General features: G+C 68.2%; 27 protein-coding genes and 1 pseudogene. 7 read left to right on the plus strand and 21 right to left on the minus strand.

Going from position 1 to position 25790, the window contains the following annotated elements; translation table 11 throughout:
- Positions 1-5 precede the first annotated feature (5 nt).
- Genes AB0J40_RS12360 through AB0J40_RS12380 form a run of 5 tightly spaced genes read right to left on the minus strand, consistent with a single transcriptional unit; the run spans position 6 to position 3596 of the window.
- Positions 6-815 carry an enoyl-CoA hydratase-related protein gene (locus AB0J40_RS12360; RefSeq protein ID WP_364451281.1) on the minus strand — a complete coding sequence of 270 codons (810 nt, stop codon included), beginning with the start codon at positions 813-815 and terminating at the stop codon, positions 6-8.
- A gap of 1 nt (position 816) precedes the next feature.
- Complete coding sequence (locus AB0J40_RS12365; protein ID WP_364451283.1) at positions 817-1596, minus strand: enoyl-CoA hydratase/isomerase family protein; 780 nt, start codon at positions 1594-1596, stop codon at positions 817-819.
- 4 nt (positions 1597-1600) lie between these two features.
- Positions 1601-2413 carry an enoyl-CoA hydratase/isomerase family protein gene (locus AB0J40_RS12370; protein WP_364451284.1) on the minus strand — a complete coding sequence of 271 codons (813 nt, stop codon included), beginning with the start codon at positions 2411-2413 and terminating at the stop codon, positions 1601-1603.
- Positions 2410-3147 carry a 3-oxoacyl-ACP reductase FabG gene (gene fabG, locus AB0J40_RS12375; RefSeq protein WP_364451285.1) on the minus strand — a complete coding sequence of 246 codons (738 nt, stop codon included), beginning with the start codon at positions 3145-3147 and terminating at the stop codon, positions 2410-2412. Before fabG ends, AB0J40_RS12370 begins: the two co-directional genes overlap by 4 nt.
- Entirely contained in the window at positions 3144-3596 is a 453-nt protein-coding gene (locus AB0J40_RS12380; RefSeq protein ID WP_364451287.1) for a MaoC family dehydratase, read from the minus strand. The genes fabG and AB0J40_RS12380 overlap by 4 nt, the downstream gene beginning before the upstream one ends.
- 95 nt (positions 3597-3691) lie before the next feature.
- Here AB0J40_RS12380 and AB0J40_RS12385 point away from each other — a divergent pair, with 95 nt between their 5' ends.
- Genes AB0J40_RS12385 through AB0J40_RS12400 form a run of 4 tightly spaced genes read left to right on the plus strand, consistent with a single transcriptional unit; the run spans position 3692 to position 7493 of the window.
- Entirely contained in the window at positions 3692-4489 is a 798-nt protein-coding gene (locus AB0J40_RS12385) for an SDR family oxidoreductase (protein WP_364451289.1), read from the plus strand.
- On the plus strand, positions 4489-5133 hold the full coding sequence (locus AB0J40_RS12390) for a TetR/AcrR family transcriptional regulator (RefSeq protein WP_364451292.1): 645 nt from the start codon (positions 4489-4491) through the stop codon (positions 5131-5133). Before AB0J40_RS12385 ends, AB0J40_RS12390 begins: the two co-directional genes overlap by 1 nt.
- A gap of 52 nt (positions 5134-5185) precedes the next feature.
- Positions 5186-6340, plus strand: coding sequence for an acetyl-CoA C-acetyltransferase (locus AB0J40_RS12395; protein ID WP_364451295.1), 1155 nt, complete (start codon positions 5186-5188; stop codon positions 6338-6340).
- Between the two features lie 4 nt (positions 6341-6344).
- The gene (locus AB0J40_RS12400) at positions 6345-7493 is read left to right on the plus strand and encodes an acyl-CoA dehydrogenase family protein (protein ID WP_364451297.1); all 1149 of its coding nucleotides are present in this window, start codon (positions 6345-6347) and stop codon (positions 7491-7493) included.
- Between the two features lie 51 nt (positions 7494-7544).
- Here AB0J40_RS12400 and AB0J40_RS12405 read toward each other — a convergent pair whose 3' ends face one another.
- Positions 7545-8510, minus strand: a complete 966-nt coding sequence (locus AB0J40_RS12405; RefSeq protein WP_364451300.1) for an NADPH:quinone oxidoreductase family protein — start codon at positions 8508-8510, stop codon at positions 7545-7547.
- 98 nt (positions 8511-8608) lie between these two features.
- Between AB0J40_RS12405 and AB0J40_RS12410 the strand changes: the two genes are divergently transcribed.
- The 3 genes from AB0J40_RS12410 (at position 8609) to AB0J40_RS12420 (ending at position 11690) form a co-directional block, all read left to right on the plus strand.
- Positions 8609-9640: an MBL fold metallo-hydrolase gene (locus AB0J40_RS12410; RefSeq protein ID WP_364451302.1), complete on the plus strand. Its 1032-nt coding sequence runs from the start codon at positions 8609-8611 to the stop codon at positions 9638-9640.
- 56 nt (positions 9641-9696) lie between these two features.
- Positions 9697-10392 (plus strand): TetR/AcrR family transcriptional regulator, encoded by a 696-nt coding sequence (locus tag AB0J40_RS12415; protein ID WP_364451305.1) that lies wholly within the window; start codon positions 9697-9699, stop codon positions 10390-10392.
- Positions 10393-10529: 137 nt separating this feature from the next.
- Entirely contained in the window at positions 10530-11690 is a 1161-nt protein-coding gene (locus AB0J40_RS12420; RefSeq protein ID WP_364451308.1) for a TetR/AcrR family transcriptional regulator, read from the plus strand.
- Between the two features lies 1 nt (position 11691).
- Here the strand turns inward: AB0J40_RS12420 and AB0J40_RS12425 are convergent, their stop codons facing one another.
- From AB0J40_RS12425 to AB0J40_RS12495, 15 genes and pseudogenes are all read right to left on the minus strand, one after another.
- Positions 11692-11883: a ferredoxin gene (locus AB0J40_RS12425; RefSeq protein WP_364451310.1), complete on the minus strand. Its 192-nt coding sequence runs from the start codon at positions 11881-11883 to the stop codon at positions 11692-11694.
- A 9-nt stretch (positions 11884-11892) separates the two neighbouring features.
- A complete protein-coding gene (locus tag AB0J40_RS12430) occupies positions 11893-13278 on the minus strand; it encodes an aldehyde dehydrogenase family protein (RefSeq protein WP_364451380.1) in 1386 nt (461 codons plus the stop codon).
- Positions 13279-13280: 2 nt separating this feature from the next.
- Positions 13281-14825 carry an acyl-CoA synthetase gene (locus AB0J40_RS12435; RefSeq protein WP_364451382.1) on the minus strand — a complete coding sequence of 515 codons (1545 nt, stop codon included), beginning with the start codon at positions 14823-14825 and terminating at the stop codon, positions 13281-13283.
- Between the two features lie 64 nt (positions 14826-14889).
- A complete protein-coding gene (locus AB0J40_RS12440) occupies positions 14890-15447 on the minus strand; it encodes a sigma-70 family RNA polymerase sigma factor (protein ID WP_364451313.1) in 558 nt (185 codons plus the stop codon).
- A gap of 4 nt (positions 15448-15451) precedes the next feature.
- On the minus strand, positions 15452-16141 hold the full coding sequence (locus tag AB0J40_RS12445; protein WP_364451316.1) for a hypothetical protein: 690 nt from the start codon (positions 16139-16141) through the stop codon (positions 15452-15454).
- A gap of 23 nt (positions 16142-16164) precedes the next feature.
- A complete protein-coding gene (locus AB0J40_RS12450; protein WP_364451319.1) occupies positions 16165-16746 on the minus strand; it encodes a hypothetical protein in 582 nt (193 codons plus the stop codon).
- Between the two features lie 38 nt (positions 16747-16784).
- Entirely contained in the window at positions 16785-17990 is a 1206-nt protein-coding gene (locus AB0J40_RS12455) for an MlaD family protein (protein WP_364451322.1), read from the minus strand.
- A gap of 23 nt (positions 17991-18013) precedes the next feature.
- The gene (locus AB0J40_RS12460; RefSeq protein WP_364451323.1) at positions 18014-19180 is read right to left on the minus strand and encodes an MCE family protein; all 1167 of its coding nucleotides are present in this window, start codon (positions 19178-19180) and stop codon (positions 18014-18016) included.
- Between the two features lie 26 nt (positions 19181-19206).
- Positions 19207-20394: an MCE family protein gene (locus AB0J40_RS12465; protein ID WP_364451326.1), complete on the minus strand. Its 1188-nt coding sequence runs from the start codon at positions 20392-20394 to the stop codon at positions 19207-19209.
- A complete protein-coding gene (locus AB0J40_RS12470) occupies positions 20394-21425 on the minus strand; it encodes an MCE family protein (protein ID WP_364451328.1) in 1032 nt (343 codons plus the stop codon). The genes AB0J40_RS12465 and AB0J40_RS12470 overlap by 1 nt, the downstream gene beginning before the upstream one ends.
- On the minus strand, positions 21425-22456 hold the full coding sequence (locus AB0J40_RS12475) for an MCE family protein (protein ID WP_364451330.1): 1032 nt from the start codon (positions 22454-22456) through the stop codon (positions 21425-21427). The genes AB0J40_RS12470 and AB0J40_RS12475 overlap by 1 nt, the downstream gene beginning before the upstream one ends.
- Positions 22453-23808, minus strand: coding sequence for an MCE family protein (locus tag AB0J40_RS12480; RefSeq protein ID WP_364451332.1), 1356 nt, complete (start codon positions 23806-23808; stop codon positions 22453-22455). Before AB0J40_RS12480 ends, AB0J40_RS12475 begins: the two co-directional genes overlap by 4 nt.
- Entirely contained in the window at positions 23805-24641 is an 837-nt protein-coding gene (locus tag AB0J40_RS12485) for an ABC transporter permease (RefSeq protein ID WP_364451335.1), read from the minus strand. The genes AB0J40_RS12480 and AB0J40_RS12485 overlap by 4 nt, the downstream gene beginning before the upstream one ends.
- A 1-nt stretch (position 24642) precedes the next feature.
- Positions 24643-25437 carry an ABC transporter permease gene (locus tag AB0J40_RS12490; protein ID WP_364451338.1) on the minus strand — a complete coding sequence of 265 codons (795 nt, stop codon included), beginning with the start codon at positions 25435-25437 and terminating at the stop codon, positions 24643-24645.
- Positions 25434-25790, minus strand: a pseudogene (locus tag AB0J40_RS12495) (ABC transporter ATP-binding protein); the annotation flags it as partial. The pseudogene AB0J40_RS12495 and the gene AB0J40_RS12490, both read right to left, overlap by 4 nt.

Genomic DNA, 25790 nt, shown 5'->3' on the forward strand with positions numbered 1-25790 from the left:
GGCACCTACTTCCCGGTGAACCGGGGTGGCCGCCGCTCCAGGACGGCGGCCAGCCCTTCCCGTGAGTCGGCGGTGCCGGACAGCTCGGCGACCACCCGGGCCTCCTCCGGCAACCGGGTTTCCAGTGCAGCGCCCACTCCGTTCCAGACCAGCCGCTTCGTCGCCGCGATCGCCCTGGGCGCGCTCTCGGCGAGCGAACGAGCCAGGCCCAGGGCTTCTTCCTCGAGACTCTCGTCCGGCACGACCTTGGTCAGCAACCCGATCTCCAGCGCGTCGGCGGCGCTCAACGTGGGGTTCGTCAGCAGGATCTCCATGGCCTTCCGCAGGCCGACCAGCTGGGCCAGGGTCACCGAGACGCCGGCGTCCGGGGCCATGCCGACCCGTACGGCGCCGGACATGAACTTCGCGGACTCCGCCGCGACGACGAAGTCGGCGGCGCAGACCAGCCCGAATCCCCCGCCTCCGGCGGCATATCCGTGCACGGCGGCGACGACCGGGGCGGTCAGCTGGTTCAGCGCGGCGACCGCGATCTGCAGCCAGGCGGTCGCTTCCCGGAGGTAGTCGGGGAGCTGCTCGCCCTTGCTCGCGAACGTCCGCACGTCTCCGCCGGCACAGAAGTGCGGGCCCTCTCCCGAGATCACGACCACCCGCACGCGGGGTTCGCCGTGACAGCGGAGGATCGCCTCGTGGAGCGCGCGGAGGAACTCCACGTTCATCCCGTTGGACGCCTCGGGCCGGTTGAGCCGGATCCTCGCCACGCCGTCGTCGGCGAGGTCGAGGAGAACCGGTCCCGAGTCGATCAGCTTGTCCGTCATGTCAGGCTCGCTCCTTCCGGGTGAATCCGTCGATCCCGGCCGCGGCCGCGGTGCCGCCGCCGATGTGCTGGACGACCGTCTCCCGCTCCCACGCGAGCCCCTGGTTCAGCGGCATCCGCAGGCCGTCGCGCACCAGGCGCTTGATCTTGACCAGGACGTCACGGTCCTTCTTCGCGATCGAGGCGACGAACTCGGCGACGCCGACTTCGAAGTCATCGGGGGTGAAGCTGCGGTAGGCCAGCCCCCACGCCTCGGCCTGGGCGCCGGACATGCGGTCGCCGCTGAGGATGTGGCCGAGCGCCCGCTGGTGGCCGACGAGCCTCGGGAGCCGCTGCGAGCCACCCCCACCGGGCACCTGGCCGAAGTTCGCGTGGTTGTCCGCGATCTTCGCGTCGGCGCGGACGAGGACGACGTCGCACGCCTGCATCAGCTCGAACCCGCCCGCCATCGCGTAGCCCTCGACCGCGGCCACCACGGGCACGGGCAGGTCGGCGATGGCCGAACACGCCCGCCCGAAGTTCTCGAACAGCGGCACCAGCGCTTCCGGGCCCTCGGCGCGCAGCCGCTGGACTTCATGGAAGTCGCCGCCGACCGAGAAGTTCCCGCCGGCCCCGCGGACGAGGATCACTCGCACGTCTTCGGCGAGCCGGGTGAACGCCTCTCCGAGTTGGCGGCCGAGCTCGACCGTGATGGCGTTCATGGCGTCGGCCCGGTCGAGCACGACCAGTCCGACGTCGCCGTCCTTGGTCGCGGTCACGACCGTGTCTTCCGCCGGGGCCATGTGATCACCTGTTCCGGAACGTGGGTTTCCGGCATTCGCGCAGTGCTCGGTAGGCCTCCGCCATGTCTTCCGTGCGCGATGCCAGGATCTGGTTGCGGTTCTCGATTTCGGTCGCCGCGGTGAAGGACGACGCGTCGACGCCGGCGTGCAGGACCTGCTTCGTCAGCCGCACGCCGAACGGGCTGTTCGCCGCGATCTCCGCTGCCAGTTCCAGCGCGACGGCCAGGACATCCGGTCCGGCGCAGAGGCGGTTGGCCAGGCCGATGCGATACGCCTCTTCACCGCGGACCTGCCGGCCGGTGAACATGATCTCCGCGGCCAGGCCCATGCCCACCGTCCGCGGCAGCGTCCACGACAGGCCGAGATCCGCACCGGAGAGGCCCACCCGGACGAACGCGGCGCCGAACGACGTCTCCGCGGTGACGACCCGCAGATCGGCTGCGAGTGCGAGCGACATCCCGGCGCCGACGGCGGGCCCGGTCACCGCGGCGATGACCGGCACGGGATGGTCGACCAGGCGCTGACACGTCGCCGCCCAACTTTCCTGTGCACTCAGCAGCTCGGGCAAGCCCGCGGACCAGGTCGCACCGAGTGCGTCGAGGTCGAACCCGGCGCAGAACCCGCGCCCGGCTCCGCTGAGCACGATGACCCGGACCCGGAGGTCCTCGGCCGCGGCGTCGAGGGCTTGGCGCAGCCGGGAGAGCAGATCCGGGTCCAGCGCGTTCAGCCGGTCCGGGCGGTTTAGCCGCAGCTCGAAGACGTGCGGTGCGGGTTCGCTGACCAGCAGCGGCCCGTCAGTCTGGAGGTCGAGGGTCACATCAACCGACCGCCGCCCACTTCGAGCACAGCGCCCGTCATGTAGCTCGACAGCTCGGAAGCCAGGAACAGCACGGCACCGGCGACCTCGGCCGGTTCGCCCGCCCGCTTCATCGGGATCGCGGCCTCCCGCTCGGCGAAGACGTCCGGCGGCATCGCCTCGGTCATGGCGGTGCGGATCAGGCCCGGCTGGACGGCGTTGATCCGGACGCCCTTGTGGGCGACTTCCTTCGCGGCTGCCTTGGTCAAGCCGACGATTCCCGCCTTCGCGGCGCTGTAGTTGGTCTGCCCGGGGTTGCCGGACTTGCCCGACAGCGACGAGATGTTGACGATCGAGCCGTGGCCGGCGTCGCGCATCACCGCCGACGCGGCCCGGACGCCGAGCCACGTGCCCCTGAGGTGGACGTTGACCACCTCGTCGAAGTCGTCGGCCGACATCTTGCGCAACGACGCGTCGCGGGTGATTCCGGCGTTGTTGACGTGGACGTCGAGCCCGCCGAACTCCTCGACCGCTTCCCGGACCACCCGGTCGACGGCTTGCTCGTCGGTGACGTCGCAGGTCAGGGCGAGGACGTCGCCGCCGAGGTCGGCAGCCGCCTGCTTCACCCGGTCGCCGTCCAGGTCGACCAGGGCGACCTTGGCCCCGTGCTCCCGCAGGACCGTGGCGATGGCCAAGCCGATCCCCTGCCCGGCGCCGGTCACGATCGCGGCCTTGCCCTCGACGAGCCCGCTCATGCGAGGTACCGCACGATCGACTCGACCACGCACGCCGGCTTCGCGCCGCCCTCGATCTCGATGGTGGTGGCGACCACGGCCTGGACCGCGCCCTCCAACTGCTCGACCTCCACGAGCTTCGACGTCGCCCGCAGCTTGGCCCCGACTGGCACCGGTGCCGGCAGCCGTACTTTGTTGAGCCCGTAGTTGACCGCCATCCGCACGCCGTCGACCCGGTAGATCTGGTGCTGGAAGGTCGGCAGCAGCGACAGCGTCAGCAGGCCGTGGGCGATGGTGCCGCCGAACGGTCCCCCGGCCGCCCGGGCCGGGTCCACGTGGATCCACTGGTGATCGCCGGTCGCGTCGGCGAAGGCGTCGATCCGCTCCTGGTCCACGACCAGCCAGTCGCTCGAGCCGAGCTCCTCGCCGGCCGCCGCGGCCAGCTCGCCGATGTCGCTGAAGATCCTCATTGAACGCTCCCGACCACTGGCCAACTTTTCGAATTGAACATAAATTAGATAAGCTCAGGTCGTCAACCTGACCCCCGGCGTGAGGAGCGATCGACATGGATCTGGGGCTGAGCGGCGCACGCGTCCTCGTGACCGGAGGCGCCTCCAATATCGGGCGCGGCATCGTCCACGGCTTCGCGGCCGAGGGCGCCCGGCTGGTGATCTGCGACATCGACGAGACGCAAGCCCTCAAGGTCAGCGCGGAGGCGCTGGAGAAGGGTGCGGCAGCGGCGGAGATCGCCATCGAGGACCTGACCCGGGACGGCGCCGGCGAGCGCGCCGTGGATCAGCTGGCCGAACGCTGGGGCGGCATCGACGTCCTGGTCAACAACGCCGGCTGGAGCGAGCCGGGTTTCATCGCCGAGGACACCAGCCGGGCGAAGTGGCAGCGCACGATCGAGGTGAACCTCTACTCGGCGATCAGCTGCACGCAGGCCGCCCTCCAACACATGCGAGAGGCCGGCCGAGGCGGCATCGTCTACATCTCAAGCGATGCCGCGTTCGGCGAGATCCGCCAAGGCGTCTACGGCACCACGAAGGCGGGTCTCATCGCCTTGGCCCGGACCGTCGCGAAGGAGCACGGCCGGCACGGCATCCGCTCGAACGTCGTGTGTCCCGGCCTCGTGCTGCCGGAGAGCGCCGACGCCGTCGGAAGCACCAGCCTCTGGGCAGCGGGGCGGGACTCGATCTTCACCGAGAAGCAGATCGAGTCGCTCACCAAGGGAGTCCCGCTGCGACGGCTGACCGAGGCCGCGGACATCGCCAACGCCGTGGCCTGGGTTTCGTCCGAGACCGCCGCCCGCCAGGTGACGGGCCAGGTGATCTCAGTCAGCGGCGGGTACTCGATGCCGTGATGGCCGGGCGCAACCGAAAACGGGACAGCGAGCCGGCGAAGTCGTCGGCGACCCGGGAGCGGATCCTTGCCGCGGCCGCGAAGGTCCTGAGCCGCAAGGGCTATTCGGAGACGAGGCTGACCGACATCGCCGAGGTCGCCGAGCTGCGCGCTCCCGCGGTCTACTACTACTTCGACTCCCGCGAGGCGCTGATCGCCGAAGTGATGGCCGTGGGGCAGAGCCGGCTGCGCGATCACGTCGAGACAGCCCTCGCCGCGCTGCCGGCCGACCTGGACCCGATGGACCGCATCTGCGCGGCGGTCCGGGCACATCTCCAGGTCGAGCTCCAGCTTTCCGACTTCGCGACGGCCGTCACGCGCAACATGGGACAGCTGCCGGACGACGTCCGCGGGCGGCTCCGGCAGGAAAGCGGCGAGTACGTCATGTTGTGGCGCGGACTGCTCGAAGCGGCCCGCGCCGCCGGAGCCGTGCGAAACGACCTCGATCTGCGGGCCGCGCGCATGCTCATCATGGGCGCGTTGAACTGGACCCCTGAGTGGTGGAACCCCGAACAGGGCAGCCTGGCCGGCGTGGTGGCGACCGCACAGAGCCTGGTGCGCAACGGCCTGGGGTATCCCGCGTCTCATCCCGTCCCACAGTTTTGAATGTATGTTAAATTCGAGACAACCCGAGGACGTCCCAACGAAGGAGACACCCATGCCCGAGGCCTACATCGTCGATGCCGTCCGGACCCCCATCGGCCGGCGCAGGGGCGGCTTCTCGGACACACACCCCGCGGACCTCGGCGCCCACGTGATCCGGACCCTCGTCGAACGCGGCGACTTCGACCCGGCCGCCATCGAGGACGTCGTGTACGGCTGCCTCGATGCCATCGGTTCGCAGGCCGGTGACATCGCACGTACTTGCGCTCTCGCGGCGGGACTGCCGGAATCGGTGCCCGGCGTGACGATCGACCGCCAGTGCGGCTCGTCCCAGCAAGCCGTGCACTTCGCCGCCCAAGCCGTGATGAGCGGAACCTCCGATCTCGTGCTGGCCGGCGGCGTGCAGAAGATGACGCAGTTCCCGATCCTCAGCTCGTTCACCGCCGGCGAGCCGTTCGGGGCCACGGACCCGTGGACCGGCTCGAAGGGCTGGGAGGCGCGCTACGGCAACCAGGAGATCTCGCAGTTCAACTCCGCCGAGACGATCGCGCGGGAATGGGACTTCTCCCGCGAGGACCTCGAGCGCTTCGCCCTGGAGAGCCACCGACGCGCCATCCAGGCCCGCGAAGAGGGACGCTTCGCCGCCGAGATCACGCCCTTCGAGGACGTCAAGCACGACGAGGGACCGCGCGCCGACACCACACTGGAGAAGATGGCCGAGCTCAAGACGCTCGTCCCGGGCGGCCGGCTGACCGCCGCCGTCTCCAGCCAGATCTCGGACGCCTCGGCGGCCCTGCTCATCGCCTCCGAAGAGGCGGTGAAGCAGCACGGCTTCAAGCCCCGGGCCCGCATCCACCACCTGTCCGTCCTCGGCTCCGACCCGGTGAACCTGCTGACCGCCCCGCTGCCCGCGACTCGCCGCGCACTCGAGAAGACCGGACTGGGCGTCGACGACATCGACCTGTTCGAGGTCAACGAGGCCTTCGCGAGCGTGGTCCTGGCCTGGCAGAAGCACATCGGCGCAGACCCCGCCAAAGTCAACGTCAACGGCGGGGCGATCGCGCTCGGCCATCCGCTCGGCGCGTCCGGCGCGCGCATCATGATCACCCTCCTGCACGAGCTGGAGCGCACCGGCGGCCGCTACGGCCTGCAGACCATGTGCGAAGGCGGCGGGCAGGCGAACGTCACCATCATCGAACGGCTGGGCTGAAGGCATGGAACGTGACCTCTACGACGACGTCCATGAGCAGTACCGGGAAGCGGTGCGGGAGTTCCTCCAGCGCGAGGTGGTCCCGCACCACGGCCGCTGGGAAGCCGAGCGCTGGATCGACCGGTCGGTGTATGTCGAGGCGGCGAAGCAGGGCATCTACGGCCTGCAGATCCCCGAAGAGTACGGCGGCGCGGGCGAGCAGGACTACCGGTTCCGGTTCGTCGTCGCCGAGGAGATCGCCAAGGTGCACGCGCTGTCCTTCGCGCTCACGGTGTCCCTGCAGGACGACCTCGTCCTGCACTACCTGCTGGACCTGACCACCGACGAGCAGAAGCAGCGCTGGCTCCCCGGCTTCGCGTCCGGCGAACTCATCGGCGCGCTGGCCATGACCGAGCCGGGCACGGGCAGCGATCTTCGCGGGATCAGGACCACCGCCCGGCGCGACGGTGACGACTGGATCCTTTCGGGCCAGAAGACGTTCATCAGCAGCGGGATCATGGCCGACGTCGTGATCGTCGCCGCGCGCACCGACGAATCGGCCGGTTCCAAGGGCTACAGCCTCTTCGTCGTCGAGAACGGAATGCCCGGCTTCGAGCGCGGTCGCAAACTGGAGAAGATCGGCCTGCCCGCCCAGGACACCGCCGAGCTGTACTTCGAGGACGTCCGGTTGCCGCAGGCGAACCTCCTGGGCACCGAGGGCCGCGGCCTGCAGCACCTGATGAGTCACCTGCCACGCGAACGGCTCGGGGTGTCGATCAAGGCCATCGCGAACTGCCAGGTGCTGTTCGAGGAGACCCGCCGCTACTGCTTCGACCGGAAGGCTTTCGGGCAGCCGATCGGCGACTTCCAGGCCGTGCGATTCGAGCTGGCGGAGCTCGCCACGGAGATCGACATCGTCCAGGCCTACGTCGACAAGTCGGTCCGCGCCTTCAATGCCGGCAAGCTGACGGCGGTGGACGCGGCGAAAGGCAAGTGGTACGTCAGCGAGCTGCAGAAGCGCGTGGTGGATCAGTGCCTCCAGCTACACGGCGGCTACGGCTACATGACCGAATACCCGATCGCCCGGGCGTTCGTCGACACCCGCATCCAGACGATCTACGGCGGGACCACGGCGATCATGAAGGAGATCATCGGCCGCGATCTGGCCTCTTGAGACGGCGGGGCCGGCCGGGCGGGATCCCCGGCCGGTCCCGTTTCCACCGGATCACCCGGTGACCAGCACCGCCTTGCCGATGATCTTCCCCGCCGCCAGGTCGCGCAGCGCTTCGGCACCGCGCGCGAGCGGGTAGGTCGCGGTCACCGGCGGCCGGAGCCCGCCCGCGACCAGCTTCGCCAACGCGTCGGCCGTTTCCCGCAACGCCGCCGGCTTGGTCCGGAGGAACTCGCCCCAGCCGGCGCCGACCACGCTGACGTTGCGCAGCAGCAGCCTGTTGACCTTCACCACCGGGATGGCACCGCCCGCGAAGCCGAGCACGACGAGCCTGCCCTCCGGAGCCAGGACTCGCACAGCGTCGTCGAACACGGCGCCGCCGACCGGGTCCACGACGACGTCGACCCCGGAACCGCCAGTCAGTTCCCTGACCCGACCGGGCCAGCCTTCGGCGAGCGGCACCACGGCGTCGGCGCCCAGACCGCGTAGGAACTCTTCGGTCCCGCTCCGCCGGACTCCGGCCAGTACTCGCGCACCCAACGCCTTCGCGATCTGGATCGCCGCCGAGCCGACGCCGCCGGCCGAACCGAGCACGAGCACCCTCTCCTCCGCCAGCAGCCCGGCTCGGCGCGTCAGTGCGAAGTGGACAGTCTGGTGGTTGGCCAGCATCGCCGCGCCCTGCGCGAAGTCCAGCTCCGGCGGCATCGGCAGCACCCGCGCCGACGGCACGGCGAGCCGCTCGGCGTAACCGCCAACTCCGGGCACAGCGAGAACTGCCTGGCCCACGGCGAATTCGGCGTCCGGTGGCGCGCTCACCACCACTCCGGCGACTTCGCTACCCGGGACGAACGGCGGCTGCACGGCTGCCTGGTACTGACCGCGCGTCATGAGCAGGTCCGGGTAGCAGACGCCGGCGGCACGGACGTCAAGGACGATCCGGGCGTCCCCACCGGGATCGTCCACCTCGGACCATTCGAGCCCGTCCGGCCCCGTGAGATCCCGTTGCACCAGAGCCTTCATCGACTACCTCCCATTGTGAACGTCACAGGCGCCCACACGCATAATCTAATCGATGTTAAAGTCGTTGCGTACGCACGACAACAGACAAGGGCAGGCGAATGGCCGCTGATTCCATCGAGCAGCCGGAGGATTGGACCACCCCGGGGGCGCATGCCGTCGCACCAGGGGTACACCGCATCCCGCTGCCGCTTCCCCTCGCCGGACTGTCCACCGTCAACGCCTATCTGCTCGAGGGGCCGGACGGCCTGGTCCTGATCGACCCCGGCTGGGCCGGTCCGGCCAACGAACAGGCCGTCGTGTCCGCTCTGGCCGGCCTCGGCCACCGCCTCGACGAGGTGCGCACCTGCCTGGCGACGCACCACCACTGGGACCATTACACGCAGGCGTTCGCGTGGCGGGAGCCCCTGGGCGCCGAACTGTTCATCGGGAAGGACGAGCGGTACAGCATCGAGAGCTTCGGCGGAACCAGCCGGTTCCCGAAGCATCCGGCGCTCCTGGCGCGTTGCGGGGCCGAGGAGCTGGCGAAGCGCGTTCGCGAGGACGACATGCCCGAGCACGAGGCTCGTACGCCGTACGGCCCACCGGACGGCTGGCTCGAGGACGGTGATCGGATCCCCCTGGGCCGGGGCGAGCTCGAAGTCGTCGCCACCCCCGGGCACACCAGGGGTCACGTGGTCTACGTCCACACCGACGCCGGCCTGCTGTTCGCCGGCGACCACGTCCTCCCCACCATCACGCCCTCCCTGGGCTTCGAGATCGCGCCCGAAGCCACTCCCCTGCGCTCGTTCATCTCCTCATTGAAACTGCTGCTGAGGCGGCCGGACACGGTCCTGCTGCCGGCGCACGGCCCGGTCCGGTCCAGCACGCACGAACGCGTGCGCGAGATCCTGGACCACCACCGCGAACGCCTTGACGAGGTGAACGACCTCCTCGCGGCCGGAGCGACCAACGCGTACGAAGTCGCCCGGCGGCTGCCGTGGACCCGGCACCGGCGGCAGCTCGACCACCTCCAGCTGGACCACCAGCTGTCAGCGGTCATGGAGATCGAGGCGCACCTGGACGTCCTGGCGCTCCTGGGACGGGTCACCGTGGACGAAACGCACGCCGCCCGGCGGTACCGAGCCGCTTGACCCGGACCCCTCCGCCACCGGCCGTGCCGGGCCGCCAGGGCCGTTAGGATCGGCTCGTGGCCAAAAAACCGGCAAGTGCCGAAGCTCCGTCCGGCGCCAAGTCGGCACGCACACGTCAACGCATCCTGGACGCTGCGGCGCACGTGCTCAGCCGGAAGGGGTTCGCCGGCACGCGCCTGACCGACGTCGCCGAGGTCGCCCAGCTGCAGGCGCCGGCCATCTACTACTACTTCCCGTCACGCGAAGAGCTCATCGAAGAGGTCATGTGGTCGGGCATCGCCAACATGACCGACCACGTGCAGCAGCAGCTCGACGCCCTGCCCGCGGACGCCGGCCCCCTGGACCGGATCGAGATCGCAGTGGAAACCCACCTCCGATACCAGCTGGAGACGTCCGACTACACGACCGCGGCGATCCGCAACGCCGGCCAGCTCCCGGACGACATGCGAGCACGGTACGAGGCCGAAGCCAACCGATACGGCGACGTCTGGCGGCGGCTCTTCGACGATGCCCGGCGCGAGGGCGCCCTGCGCCCCGAGCTCGACGCGCGGGCCGCGCGGATGCTGGTCCTCGGCGCGCTCAACTGGGCAGCGGAGTGGTGGAACCCCCGTCGAGAGACCCTCGACCAGGTGATCCGCACCGCGAAGTCGATAGTGCGCTCCGGCCTGGCCGTCCCCGAGGCCGCGGAAGCCGAGAGCTCGCGCAGAACCACTCGGTCGCGAGCGCGCAAACCGGCCAAGGTCACTGACTGAGGCTCTTCGTCCTGCAGGTTTCGTGCCCGGGCTCATCAGGGTCGTGCCGGCGCGCGACAATGGAGCGGACGTCCCGGCGGCGAGGTCCGGAGTAAGGCGAAGGGAAGGCAGTGGCTGGATCGGGCAGTGCGCCGAGGGTGCGTCTCACCGCGGCGCAGCGGCGCGAGCAACTCGCCGAGGTCGCCGCCAGACGGTTCCAGGAAATCGGCTTTCATCGGGTCACGCTCGCCGAAGTCGCCGCGGAAGCCGGCGTCACGGCACCGGCCCTCTACCGCCACTTCCGTAACAAGCAGGGCCTGCTCGCCGGGGCGATATCCACCGGCCTGGACGCGGTCGAGCAGACCCTGGAGCGGATGAGTGACAACTCCCTCGAGGAGATCGTCACCGCTGTCGCCCAGCTCATGCGGGACCGCGACTACCTCTGGCCGCTCGTCCAGCGCGAAGCGCGCTTCCTGGTCCCCGAGCTGCGGGCCCAGACCTCCCGGCAGATCGACCGGGTCATTTCGACGTTCACGGAGAAGCTGCGCGAGCGCCGGCCCGGTCTGTCCCTGGAGGACTCCCGGATGCTCGTCACGGCAGCGACGTCCGCTCTCTCGGCTCCGGCCCTCCCCCATTCCGTGCCCCGCACTTTCGCCGGCGGGGAGGTGGCCGCGGCAGCCAACGCGATCCTTCTCACGAATCTCCCCGAGAACGGTCCCGTCGCAGACCCGGAACCGGCCACGGGGGCGGACGAGACCGGTTCCCGGCAGGCAGAGCTGCTCGATTCGGCGATCACGCTCTTCGCCGAGCGCGGCTACGGTGCGGTGAGTCTCGACGACATCGGGGCGGCGATCGGGATTGCCGGGCCCAGCATCTATCACCATTTCGAGACCAAGGCCGACCTTCTCGGTGCGGCCTTCGAACGAGCTGTCGACCGGCTCGGCCAGGAACGCGCCCAGCATCCCTTGGCCGCCGAAGACCGGTTGGAGCAGCGGGTCGGCCAGTACATCGACTTCTGCCTGCGCAACCGGAAGCTGGTGGGGCTGTACGTGTCGGAGACACTCCACCTCCCGGACGAGGCGGCGAACCGCATCAGGAAAATCCTGCGCGAGCACGTATCGGAATGGACGACGGTCCTCGAGCGTGAAGCGGACGGCCTCGATCCGCGGGCTGCCCGTGTCCGCGCCTCGGTGGCACTGACCGTGATCGACGACCTGGTCCGCCTGGGCCCTTTCCACCGTCGGCCACTCATCGGGGCGGAACTTCGCGCCTTGGCCCTGGCCATCCTCGGCCCGCAGCGCACATCAGCCCCGACGTGAGTCACGGCCGCAGTTTGAGCGCTTCGGTCGGGCACCCCGCTACAGCGGCTTCGACGTCGGCCTCCTGCCCTTGCGGAACGGTCCAGGACATCACCGCGAGCTCACCGCTTTCGTCGACCTCGAACACGTCAGGAGCCAGGGACTCACAAATCCCCAGGCCCGTGCACTTGGCGCGATCCAGCTCGATTTCCATTTCTCCTCCTCAGAAGAATCGCCGGATCGCCCGCATCTTCGCGGGCGTGTACGGGGGGTACAGCAATGCGATGTCCGGACGGGCCGGTTTGGCCACCACGGCCTTCTTGTGACTGAATGCCTCGAAGCCCCACTTGCCGTGGTAACTCCCCATTCCACTGTCGCCGACCCCACCGAACGGCAGCTGTGGCGTCATGCAGTGGAACGCGAGGTGGTTGATCACCACCCCGCCCGAGCTCGTCCCGCCGAGCACAGCTCCCCGCTCACCCTTGTCACCGCTGAACAGGTAGATCGCGAGCGGCTTCGGCCGGGCGTTGACGAACGCGATGGCGTCGGAGACCGACGAGGTCGTCAGCACCGGCAGTACCGGGCCGAAGATCTCCTCGCTCATCAGCGGCGACCCCGGATCGGGGTCGACGACGACAGTCGGCTCGATGCTCAGCTCGCCGGCGTCGGCCCGGCCTCCCAGAACGACCTCACCGCCGGCACCGTCGATCAGCCCGCGCAGCCGGCCGAACTGGCGCTCGTTCACGATCCTCATGCCCGGTGAGGAGCCCTGCCGGAAGGTGCTCACCGCCGCGCGCAGCAGGTCGAGGAACTGATCGCGCACGGAATGTTCGACCAGCACGTAGTCCGGGGCGATACACGTCTGCCCTGAGTTCAGCAGCTTCATCCAGGCGATCCGGCGGGCAGCGACTTCGATGTCGGCCTTCGCGGTCACGATGACCGGGCTCTTGCCTCCGAGCTCGAGGGTGACGGGTGTGAGGTGCTTCGCGGCAGCCGCCATGACTTTTTTGCCGATCTCCGTCCCGCCGGTGAAGAAAGCGTGGTCCAGCCCCTCGGCGAGCAAGCTCTGCGTCACGTCCGCGTCACCCTCGACCACAGCGACGGTGTCCGGGTCGAGGTACCTGGGCAGCTGCTCGGCAAGCAGCGCCGACGTCCGGGGTGCGTGCTCCGACGGCTTGACGACCGCGCAGTTACCGGCCGCCAGCGCACCGACCAGAGGTCCGAGAGTGAGGTAGACCGGGTAGTTCCAGGGCCCGATCACGAGAACCACACCCAGCGGCTCGAACTGGTACCAGCCGCGCCCGGGCATCACTGTGAGCGGAACGGACGTACGCCGGCGCTTGGCCCAGCGGCCCAGCTTCCGGCGCGCGAAGGCCGCCTCCGCCTTCGTGGAGGCGATGTCGCCGATGAACGCCTCCGCGGCCGACCGGCCGAGGTCCTCGGCGAGAGCCGCGGCGATCGCCTCCTCCTGTTCGGTCAGCAACCGCTCGAGCCCGGCCAGCTGGGTCTTGCGCCAGGCCAACGGGCGCGTCCGGCCAGTCGCGAACGTGGTGCGCAGCCGCTGCGCGATCTCCGCCACCGATGCGGCTTTTCCGGTATCCACGCTCATGGTCACGCGCCCTCCGTACTGGTGGCGAACTGGTGTTTGAGCTGCCGCTTGAGCAGCTTGCCCGTCGGTGTGCGCGGGAGTTCGTCCACGAACGAGACGCTCCGCGGTGTCTTGTAGTGGGCGATTCGCTCACGCACGAACCCGATCAGCTCCTGAGCGACGTCATCACCGGCCGGCACCCCCACCGCCAGCTGGACGACGGCCTTCACCCGCTCCCCCATCTCCGGATCGGGTACTCCGATGACCGCGACGTCACCGACCTTGGGGTGCAGTGCGAGCGTGTCTTCGATCTCGCGCGGGTAGATGTTGACCCCGCCGGAAATGATCATGAAGTCCTTGCGGTCGGCGAGGAACAAGAATCCTTCCTCGTCTACGTGGCCGACGTCGCCGACGGTGGTCCAGGCTGGATGATCGGGGTGCTGGGCTTCCTTCGTCCGGCCCGGATCGTTGTGGTACTCGAACGGCAGTTCTTCACGTTCGAAGTAGACGAGCCCCGGTTCCCCGGTCGGCACCTCGCGCCCGGATTCGTCGCAGATGCGGATCGTTCCGAGGGCGCTGCGGCCGACCGACCCGGGCTTGGCGAGCCACTGGTCGCTGTCGATGAACGTCATGCCGTTCGCCTCGGTGGAGCCGTAGTACTCGTGGATGATCGGCCCCCACCAGCCGATCATCTCCCGCTTCACCTGTGGCGGACAGGGCGCCGCCGCGTGCACTGCGAGCTTGAGCGCCGAGAGGTCGAAACCCGCCCGCACTTCCGGCGGGAGTTTCAGCATGCGCACGAACATCGTGGGCACCACCTGGGTCACGGTGACCGAGTACCGTTCGGCCGCCCGCAGAAACTCTTCCGGTTCGAACCGCTCCATCATGACGACCATGGCGCCGAGCGAGTGCATGACACCGCACCAGCGCAACGGTGCGGCGTGATAAACGGGTGCCGGCGACAGGTAGACGTCGTCGCTGGCGATTCCGTACACACTCCGGAGCATGCCCACGATGGGGTCGCCCGGCTCTTCGACCGAACGCTGCGGAAGGGGAGGCTTGATTCCTTTCGGCTTTCCCGTGGTGCCCGAGGAATAGAGCATGTCCGCTCCGCGCGGTTGCTCCTGCAGGCGAGGACCGGCTCCCGCCAATGCTTCCTCGTAGTCCTGGTATCCGGCTATCGGCCCCCCGAAAGCGATCCGCCGGACGACTCCGGGCGTGCGACCGGCCACCTGCTCTGCCAGCTCCCGCAAGGCCCCGGACGCGAACAGTGCCCGGGCGCCGCTGTCGTCGATGATGTAGGCGACCTCATCCGGCGCCAGGTGCCGGTTGATCGCCGTGACGTACAGCCCCGACCTCATCGCGGCCCAATAGACGTCGAAGCACTCGACCCGGTTGTCCGAGAGGAACGCGACGACGTCGCCCCGGCGGAGACCGGCGTCGGCGAGCACCCTCGCCAACCGTGCCGAGTTCTCCTCGAGCTCGCCGTAGGTCCGGATGAACCCCGTCTCCGCGACGACAACTGCCGGCTTGTCCGGATTCTTCCGCGCATGCGTTCCGGGATACATGTTCTCCTCCATGGGGCTCCGAGGCCACTGCCGGGCTCTCGTCGAGTTGACCTACGTCGCGGGTTCAGCAGAAGGAACCGGTCGTGATGAGGTCACGGAGTCTCTTCACGCTTCGGTTCTGCAGCTGCTTCACGGCTCCGGAAGTGCGGTTCATCTCGGCTGACGTTTCATCAATGCTGTGTTCCTCGAAGAATCGCAGGGTGAGGCACCGTGCCTGGTCGGCGTCGAGTTCGGCGATGCGGGTCCGGAGAAGCCGGCGCACGTGTGCCGACCAGGCCAGGTCCGCGGGGTCCGGCGACATGGCCACGGCCCGGGTGTCGTCGTAGGGGTCGGCGCTGGTGGTGCAGTGGCGCCTTCGCGCGCACTTCAGCTCGTCCCTCAACAGGTTCCGGGCGATCGTGAACAGCCACGCCCGGATCGGCCGATCACGGGCCACGTAGGTGCGGATGGCACTCAGCGCACGCACGAAGGTCTCACTGGCCAGGTCCTCGGACAGCTCGGGGTCCCGGGTGCGGACCCGCAAGTACCCGTAGACCGCGCCGTAATAGCTGCGGTAGATGTCGGCGAAGCTCCCCTGCTGGACCGCACCGCCCACCACCTCCGCGCCGGGCCCGGCCGGCACCGCGTCAGAGTGTCCCAAAGTCGCTCACCTTCCACGTCCCACCGGCGCGCTCGGCGACGATCTTCAACTGCCCACCGCCCGTGCTGGGTGTCGCGGTCCCTTCGCGGACCGCCCGCTGGTCGAGGAAGGCCAGCAGCTCCGCGCGATCTCCTTGCAGGGAGACGACGCCGATGGTGCGGACGGTGGTCTGCAGCGTGAGTTTCTGTTGCGCGGCCTGCGTCTTCAACTGTCCGTACAGCGCCTGGTACTGCTCGACGGCCCGCCCGGTCAGCCACGAGTTCATGGCTCGTTCGGTCTTGGGCAGATCGGTGTAGGTGTAAGAAAAGACCTGTTCGACCGCCTGGGTGGCCTGGCCGATGACCTCGGTGCTGCCGGCGGCGTCGGACAGGGCGGTGTTCGACAACGGACTGGTGCTCAGCGCGGTGTTCGTCTTCCACGTGAACCACGCCGTCGCGCCGGCACAGACGACCAGCACGACAAGCGACGCGACGAGCTTGGTCACCAGCTTCGATCGGCGAGGAGGGGCCGTGTCCAGCGGCTCTTCGACCGTCGGCTCGCCGTCGATCTCGTCGACAGCCACGGCCGAGCCGGTGTCGTTCCTCGGCACCGGAGAAGGTTTGCGGATGCCGGCGGTGGAGTTGGCGCGTCCTCGTGTCGGCGCAAGGGCGACGTTCTGGCGGCTGGGGTCGGGCATTCCCTGTTCCTTCCTCGCGACGGCTAGACGCCGATGACGACCGGCTGGAGGCCGGAGAGCTTCCAGCCGCCGTCCGTGCTGGTGACGTTCGCCAGGTACCGATTGCGCTTGGTCGTCGGTTGCTGGCCTTCGACCGCGGTGGTGATCTCGACGACGGCCATCACCGTGGCGGTTCCGGCCGGTCCGTCGAGGTCGGTCACGGCCGCGGTGAGCACCTTGGCCGACGTTGACGTCTTGGCGCCTTCTATCGCCTTCGCACTCGTCTCCCGGCTCGCCTTGACGTCGTCGAGCAGCTTGCCGGTCGCAGCGTTCTGCCAGGCGTCGAGGCCTTTCTTCGAATCGTGGAAGTCGAGGGTGTTGAACGCCGAGATCGCGGGAATCGCCGAGGCGAGCACGGTCTCGCGAAGTCGCGAGGTATCCGCGGCAGCGCTGTTGGTCTCGCTCCACCAACGCCACCCCGTCGCACCCGCCGCGATCACGGCGGCGGTGGCCAGCAGGACCACCAGTGTCGTGACGCTGCGGAGACCGCCCTGGAAACTGCCGGTCACCGATGCCCTGGCACGAGCGGTCAGCGCTCGGAGGCCGGACACGGCTTTGTGATCCATGATTTCTCCCTTCACCGGTTCGGCGATCGGCCCCGAAGTCATCGCCCGGTCAGCCACAACAGGCCGGGGAGCGTCTGCGGCCGGCTCGTACCGGCCGCCGACAACACTCCCGGCAGTGCACCCGACAGAGCCGAGGTGCCCGGCGATGCCGCGGCGACCGGCGCTCCCGGGAACGGCCCGTTGGCCGAGCCGCGGACGTTGGTCGGGCTTCCTGGAGGTTCGGCGCAGTAGGCGTTGACGTTCGTCGCGATCGGCGTGTCGTCCGCGCCGCTGCGCCGCGCTGTGCCCTCGTACCCCTTTACGCAGGGCATGGGGTCGAAGAAGTTCAGCGCCAGACCGAAGGCGACCTTCCCGTCCGGTCGCAGGACCGTGTCCGTGATGGTGCTCAGCATCGGCAGCCCGACGAGCAACTGCTTGAGATTCGCCGAACGCGGCTCGAGGACCTGGGAAGTCGTCAGGAGGTTTGCGAGGACACTGCTCAGACCGCTTCCCGACTCCGCGAGCAACGAGGAGACCTCTCCGGCGGCGGCCGGGGCCGAGTCCAGTGTGGCGCGAAGGTGAGGGTCCGCTGTGCGCAGAGCAGCCGAGAGGTTCTTGAGGTTGGCGCTGAACCCGGTGATGTCCGCGGACGCGGCGTTCTGCGTGGCCAGGACCTGCTGTGCGTCCTCGATCAGGTTCGTGGTCTGGGGCAGGTGTTGGTTTGCTTCATCCACCAGGGAGTCGGCGGACGTCAAGAGCCGCGCCAGGTCGGGACCGGAGTCGGCGAACCCCTTGCCGAGTTCGTCGATCAGTGTCTCCAATGACTGCTGGGGAACGCTGGCGACCAGGTTGTTGACGTTGTAGAGCAGCGAGTCCAGCGCGGGCGGCACCTTGGTGTTCTTGGCCGCGATCGATGCACCGTCCGCGAGGTCAGGCCCGCCGGAGCCGCGCGGCAGCAGGTTGACGTACTGCTCGCCGACCGCCGAGCGGTTGGCGACGACGACGTCCACGTCGCCGGGCACCTTGGGCCCGTCGGGGTTGATGTCGAGCAGCACCTCTGTGCCCTGCCCACCCAGTCTGACGTCGGTGACCTTGCCGACCGTCACTCCGCGGTAAGTGACGTCCGCGTCGGGAAAGATGCCGCCGGTGTCGTCCATCTGTACGCTGACGCGAATTCCGTGTGCTCCGAACAGCTTGTCGATGCCGGCGTACCGGAACCCGGTGTAGGCGACACCGGCGAGCGCGATGAGCACGAAGGCGATCACTTGGATCCTCGTCCTGCGGGAAATCACGGTCGTCGACCTCCGAGCAGCGAGTTGAGCAGACCGTTGACGCCGCCGGCAGGATTCTGCGCGGCTGGTGGCGCGGGCACCGGCGGAGATCCGGGCAGACCGGCAACGGGTACCTGCGGCGTCCGACCGGTCGTCCCCGTCGTGTTCGGCAACTTGACCGGCAGGCCGAGGAGGTTGATCAGCGGGTTGTCGGTCGTGGTCAGGCTGTTGAGAATGTCTTTGATGTCGAGGTTCAGGGTCGCGTTCAGGTTGCCGTAGTCGCCGTGGAAGACCGACAACCCGTAGTCGGTGAACGGAAAGGTGCCGAGGACCTGCAACGACTCCGGTACCCCGCTGCCGGCCTCGGCGAGCTTCTGCAGCGTCGGGGTCAGCGAGCGCAGATCCTGCACGAGGTCGTCCTTGCTCTTTCCGAGCGTGTCGGTCGCGACCTCGGAAAGGTGGTCGAGGGCGGTCAGCATGTCGACGAGCTGTCCTCGCTGGTCGACCAGGACCTGCACCCCGGGCTGGATGTTGACCAGGGCGTTGTCGATCTGTTTGTGCTGACCGGCCAAGCTGCCGCTCAAGGTGGCCAGGCCGTCGATCGACTTGCGGATGTTTTCCTTCTGCGAGTCGAGCTCGGCGGTCAGGCTCGCGAGCTTGCCGAGGACACCTCGGGCGGCATCCTCGTTGCCCGAGAGGGCCGTGTTCAGTTCTTTCGCGATCGAGTGGACCTGCTGCACGCCACCGCCGTTGAGCAACAACGACAGCGTCCCGAGGATTTCCTCGACCTCGGGGTTGCGCGCAGTCCGGTTGAGCGGGATCGTCGCGCCTGGCGCCAACCGGCCGGTCGGGCGCTGATCGGCCGGAGCCGCGAGCTCCACAAACTTCTCCCCCAGCAGGCTGGTCTGCGTCAGCCGCGCACCGGCGTTCCCGGGGAGGCGGACGTCTCCGTTGAGCTTGACGGTCACCCGCGCGGTCCAGTCCGGCGACAAGGCGACCTGAGTGACCTTGCCGACGGGCACGTCGTTGACCCGGACGCCGTTGTTGGGGACGAGGTCGAGGGCGTTCGCCAGTTCGACGGTGACCTCGTAGGGATGGTCGCCCAGATCGGCTCCACCGGGTAGGGGAAGGTCGTAGACGCTGCCGGAGCACGCGCTCAGGAGGAGGGTGCCGGTGAGCACCACGGCCAGCAGCCAGCGGGATCGACGCATCAGTTCCCTCCCGGCTTTGAGGGCAGCCCGGCCATCGGGAACAGCGCGGGGACACTGCCGTCCTGAAGACCTGCCAGGATCTGTGCCGGAGTCGGCAGTTTGACGGCGCCGTCAAGGACAGGTTGCGCCTGGCCACAGGTCTTGGCGATCGTGTCGGACATCAGTGTGCTGAAGGTGTTCTTCAGCAGTTTGCACACCGCGAGCACGGGCGGGTTGGCGAGCTCGTTGAGCGACAGCCGGGCGGTCAGGCCACCCGTCGACTGGTCATAGAGGTCGACGTAGTTCGATACGCCGATCGGTGCGACATCGAGGATCTCGGCAAGAGAACCACGCTGGTCGACGAGCGTCTGCGTCACCTGTTGCAGACTGCCGACGTTGCCCTTGATCCGGTCGCGATTGTCCCGCACGAACTTCGTCAGCTCCGACAGTGACGCCGACAGCTGAGCCAGCGCGGCATCGAGGTTGTCGCCCTGCCCGGCGAGGTAGCCGCTCACATCGTTGAGCCGGGAGGCGAAGGACCGAATCTGGTCGTCGCTGTCGTGCAGGGTTTTGGTGAACTTGTTCAGGTTGTCGACCGTGCCGAAGAGGTCGTCCTGATGGCTCGTGAGCGTCTCCGCCAGCTTGGCCAGGTCACCCATGGTCTGGTGCAGCTTCTCCCCGTTTCCGTCGAGCACCTTGGCGCCGGTGTTGATCAGGTTGGACAGGTCGCCGTTCTTGTTGGCACCGTCGGGGCCGAGTGCCTTGCTGACCTGCTCCAAGCTCGAGTACAGCTCGTCGAGTTCCACCGGGACGTTCGTTCGCTGCTGGGGAATCACGGTGCCGCTGACGGCTTGTGGTCCTCCGGTGAACACCGGCGTCAGCTCGACGTAGCGGTCGGAGACCAGGGTCGGGGTGACGATGACGGCGCGGACTCCCGCGGGTACGGCCACCGACCGGTCAACGGACAGGACGACTTCGACGTTGCCGTGCCCGGGCGTCACCTGGTCGACTTTTCCGACGTCGACGCCGAGGACCGTCACCTTCGACCCGGGGTAGACCCCGATCGCTTGGGTGAAGTAGGCGGTGAGCTTGGTGGCGCCGTCGTCACGCAACAGCCACCACAGCGCGCCGGCGACCACGAGCGCAACCACGCACACGACGGCTATCACCCGGGTCAGCCGACCGTGTCCCCATCGCAGAATTGCCATCACTTGCTCCCTTGCGGGGTGGTGACCGCGCTGCTGTCGCCCAGGCAACCGGATCCGTTGACAGCCAGGAACCCGAGGTCGACGGTCGGCGGCAGGAGCCCGCAGACGTAGGCGTCGAACCAGTGCCCGTTGCCGACGAGGTTCGTGAACAGCCGGATGTAGGGTGCGAGACCGGCGATGCTGGCCCCGAGCTTTTCCTTGTTGTCGGCGAGCAGCCGCGTCACCTTGCCGAGGTTGTCGAGCGCGGGCTGGATCTGGGCCTGGTTGTCCTTGACCAGTCCGCTGATCTGCGTGGCGAAGGCTTGCGCCGAGCTGAGGAGGTGGCCGATCGCCTGTTCCCGGTTCTGCAGCTCCTGCAGCAGCAGGTTCCCGTCGTTCAGCAGCTTCCGGACGTCATCGTTCCGGTCGGCGACGACCTTCGAGATCTGCGCGGTGTTCTGCAGTAGCTTCCCGAGCTCGGCATCACGGGAGGAAACCGTCTGCGACAGCTGGGAAAGTCCGTCCAGGCTCTGGCGCAGGTATGCCGGCGCGCCTTTGAACGCGTCATCGAGCGTCTTGAGGCTCTGCGCGAGCCGGCCCGTGTCGAGTCCCTGCACGGTGCGGGTCGTCTCGCTCAGTGCGCTGGTCACGTCCAGCGGCGACGAGGTCCGCTGCACCGGGATCACGTCGTCCGGGTCGAGTGCTTGGGACCCGGCAGGCAGGACCGACAGGTATTTCTGGCCGAGCAGGTTCTTGATTTCGATCGACACCCTGCTCTGGTCTCCGATCCAGGCACCTTTCGCCTTGAAGTGGACCGAGACGTGGTCGTTCTCGAGCCCGACGTCGGTCACCTTGCCGACCTTGATGCCCGACACCCTGACCTCGTCGCCCGGCTTGATACCGCTGCTCGTGGTGAAGTCGGCCAGGTACGTCGTGCCGCCACCGATCACCGGCAGGTCATCCGAGCGGTACGCGGTGACCAGCAGCGCCGCGATGGTCGCCACGCTCACGACACCGATGGTCACCGGGTTGCGGTCCAGAAAGGACTTCATCACTTGCACCTCGCTGGTTCCTGCGACGCCGGGACCGGAATCACCGGGATGTTCTGGCTGACCCCGAGTGCGCCGACTGTGCCGTTGAGGTTGCACAGGTAGAAGGCGAACCACGACCCGTACGAGGCTGCTCGGGTGATCGTCGCAGCCTTCTTCGGGTAGAAGTCGAGGAAGTGCTGGATCGTCGCCGAGCTGTCGTCCAGGCCCTTCGCGAGTGAGCCGAGGCCGGCGATGTCCTGCCGCAGCGGCTCGCGTCCGTCGGCCAGCAGGCTCTGCACGGTGTCGGCAAGGCCGCCGAGGCCGCCGATGGCGTCTCCGATCGGCTTCCTGTCCGCTGCCAGCCCGCTGACCAGCTGCTGCAGTGTGCTGATCAGGCTGCTCAGCTGTCCGTCGTGCCCGTTGACCTCGTCGAGGACGGTGTTCAGATTCGTGATCACCTGGCCGATCGCGCGGTCTTTCTCCGCGACGCTCGTCGTAAGCGACCCGGTGTGTTGCAGCAGCTCGTCGATGGAACCGCCTTCGCCCTGCAGCACCTGGATGATCTCGCCGGTCAGCTGGTTGACCTCGGCCGGCTGCAGGCCCTGGAAGAGCGGCTGGAAACCGTTGAACAAGACGGTCAGGTTCAACGCCGGCTTGGTGCGTTCGAGCGGGATGGTCGCCCCCTTCGGCAGGGCGGGCCCACCGGGCTGCGGCTGGCCGTCCAGCTCGATGAAACGCTGGTTGACCAGGTTCCGGTACCGGATGACCGCGGTCACCGACGCGGGCAGGGGGATCCCCGAGTCGACGGTGAACGACACCTTCGCCTGCTGGCGCTCGGCGAATTCGATCGAGTCGACCTCGCCGACCTTGACGCCTGCGATGCGGATGTCGTCGCCGGCGTTGAGTGCGGTCACGTCGCTGAAGACCGCGGCGTAGTCGGATTTCGAACCCAGTGTGCTGTTCGAGATCGCGAAGGCCAGTGCCGCCGTCGCGACGATGGTGACCGCGAAGAACACGATCAGTTTGACGATGGGCGTAACGAGTCCCCTCACGACGCGCTCACCTCCGCACCGCGGTACACCGGCCCCACCAGGTACGAGCTCCAGTCGGGCACGGATTCCGGTGCCATCCCGCCCGACGCGCCGGCGAGTCCCCGGATCAGCGCGCGGTCGGCCGGTGAGTTGGGTACCGAGGCCGTCGTGGAGCCCGGACTGCTCCCGCCGCCGACGGGAATCGGAAGTGCGCCGTCGAGGAGTGAGCCGAGGCCTTGCGACGGGTCGGCCGGGGCGGGAGGTTGCTTGCTGCCGTCACGCAGCGGCCCGTCGGCGGGGTACTGCGAGGTTCGTCCGGGTGAGACGTACGGGTAGCACCGCGGGCCCCGGTCGTCGTCGAATCGTGGCTCATCTCGTCCAGGAACGTATTTGCCCCGCGTGGTTCCGACGGAGATCGAGACGTGCAGCTGATGCGGGTCGGCCTGTCCCTTGCCGAATGCCCGGTCGATTCGCGGCGCGAGGGAGGACAGCTGCCGGAAAAGGCACGGGAACTCGGGCGAGTAGCGGGCGAGGATGCCGAGGTTCCCGGCCAACGAGGCGCTCAGGGAGATCAGGTTGCTCTTGTTCACTTCCAGGAAGGACGAGAGGTCCGCGGCACCGGTGCGCACCGTGCCGAAGATCGCCGCGAGGTGTTCGCGGTAGCCGGCCAGCGTCCCGGTCGTAGTCGTCAAGGTGTCCAGAGCATCGACGAGGTCCGGAGCGGCCTTCTGGTAGGTCTGCAGCAGCTTCGGGAGCATTTGGAGGTCGTTCTTCAAAGCTGGGATCGAGGGCTCGATGCCGTCCAGGTACGTGTCCAGGGACACGATTGTCGTGCCGATGTTTTCGCCGCCGGCCGTCGTCAGTGCCTGGGCGATCGACGTCAGCGCCATTGACAGCTTTTCGGGTTTGATCGCGGTCAGTACCGGCATCAGGTTGTCGAGGATCTCGTTGAGCTCGACGGCCTGAGAACTGTGGTCCTGCGGGATCGTCGTGCCGTCGGCGATGCCCCGGCCACCGGCCGTCGGCGGATCGACGAGGTTCACGTAGCGCTCCCCGAACAGGGTCTTGGGCAGCAGCCGCGCGGAGACGCCCTGAGGAATCTCCGCGGCGAGCCCGGGCACCAGGCCGAGGTCGACGACGGCGCCGTCCCCGCGGGTGCTGATCTGCTTGACCGTGCCGACGAAGACGCCCTTGTACTTCACGTCGGAGTTCTTCTCCAGCTGGTTGCCCACGCGGTCGATGAGCAACCGGACTCCGACGAATTCGGTGAACCTGCCCTGGTAGATCGAGACCGTCAGCCAGATGAAGCCGGCGACGACGAGCAGGTAGCTCAGTCCGACGACCCGGGTGCGCGCGACTTTCGACCGGGTCATCCTGCGATCCTCACCGTCGTGGTGGTGCCCCAGATCGCGAGGCTGAGGAAGAAGTCCATGACGACGATCGCCACGATCGATCCCCGGACGGCCCGGCCCACGGCCACGCCGACGCCGGCGGGTCCACCCGAAGCGTGGTAACCGTAGTAGCAGTGCGAGAGGACGACGACCACGCTGAAGACAAGGACCTTCCCGAACGAGTAGAGCACGTCGCCAGGGGGCAGGAAAAGACTGAAGTAGTGGTCGTACGTCCCACCCGACTGCCCGTAGAAGTAGACGGTGATGGCCCGGGACGCCACGAACGACGACAGCAGCCCCAGTACATAGAGCGGCACGACGGCCGCGAACGCGGCAAGCAGCCGGGTCGTGACGAGGTACGGCACGCTCGGCACCCCCATGACCTCGAGCGCGTCGATCTCTTCCGAGATCCGCATGGCCCCCAGCTGTGCGGTGAATCCGCACCCGACGGTCGCCGACAGGGCCAGCGCCGAGATCAGGGGTGCCGCCTCACGCGTGTTGAAGAACGCCGAGATGAACCCGGAGAACGCCGCGGCACCGATCTGGTTCAGTGCCGCGTATCCCTGGAGCCCGACGACGGTCCCGACGAAGATGGTCATCCCGACCATCACCCCGACGGTGCCGCCGATCACAGCGAGCGCGCCGCTGCCGAAACTGACCTCACCGAGGAGGCGGACCGTTTCCTTCAGGTACCGTCGAACGGTGCGCGGCGTCCACGCGATCGATTTCGCGTAGAACGTCATCTGCGCGCCGTAGTCGTCGAGCAATTCGATGGGGCGGCGCGACATCTTGCGCGCCATGGTCGACACGCTCATGTCAGCTTCCCTTGGCCGGAACGATTTGCAGGTAGAGCGCGGTCAGCACGAAGTTGACCAGGAAGAGCAGCAGGAACGTGATCACCACCGACTGGTTCACCACGTCTCCGACCCCTTTGGGGCCGCCTTTCGGATTCATGCCCCGGTACGCGGCCACCAGCGCCGCGATCGCTCCGAAGAGGACAGCCTTGATTTCGCTGATCCACAGATCCGGCAACTGGGCCAGGGCGTTGAAGCTCGCCAGGTAGGCACCTGGGGTGCCGCCCTGCAGCAGGACGTTGAACGTGTAGCCCCCGAGCACACCGACCACGCTGACCAGACCGTTGAGCGCGACGGCCACCACCACCGCGGCGAAGAATCGCGGCACGACCAGGCGCTGGATCGGCGATACTCCCAATACCTTCATCGCGTCGATCTCCTCGCGGATCGTGCGCGAGCCGAGATCGGCGCACACGGCCGAGCCGCCGGCGCCCGCGATCAGCAAGGCCGTGACCACGGGCGCCGCCTGCTGCACGATGCCCAGCACGGCTGCGGCACCGGTGAACGACTGCGCGCCCAACTGAGTGGTCAGCGTTCCGAGCTGCAGGGCGATGATCGCGCCGAACGGCACCGCGACCATGAGCGACGGCAAGAGCGTCACGCTCGCGATGAACCAGGTCTGGTGGATGAACTCCCGCAACTGGAACGGCCGACGCGGCAGGAACCGCAGCACCTCGAGCGCGAACGCGAAGAAATGCCCCAGCTGCCGGAGCGCGGCGACGCCGGGAATCGGCACTTTGTTCTGCGCTGTACTCACCGCAGGTCTCCTTGCGCGGGTTGGTACGCCGTCGCATTCGCGGTGAAGACGGCGGCGTGCCGCGCCGGACCCGACCTGGAAACGCCGTAGTGGCGTTGCTCCTCCGGCGAGAGCGACTCGATGATGCTCTGCTGCGCGGCGTCCGGCAGCCGGTGCATGATCTCCATGACCCGGTCCTTGCGACGGACCGCGCCCATCCGGGTCGGCACGCCCGGCGTCGGCTGCATCTGCGGCGGCACGCCGGAGATGTCCTCGACCCCGCCCGCGTGGTGGCCGGCGTCGAACATCGCCTGCTCGGCCGCCATCTGGGCGCTGTCCTTCTCCTCGGACATGCCGATCGGGCCCTGCATCTT

It is taken from the genome of Amycolatopsis sp. NPDC049691, from assembly GCF_040675005.1.
In the GTDB taxonomy this organism is placed as follows: Bacteria; Actinomycetota; Actinomycetes; order Mycobacteriales; family Pseudonocardiaceae; genus Amycolatopsis.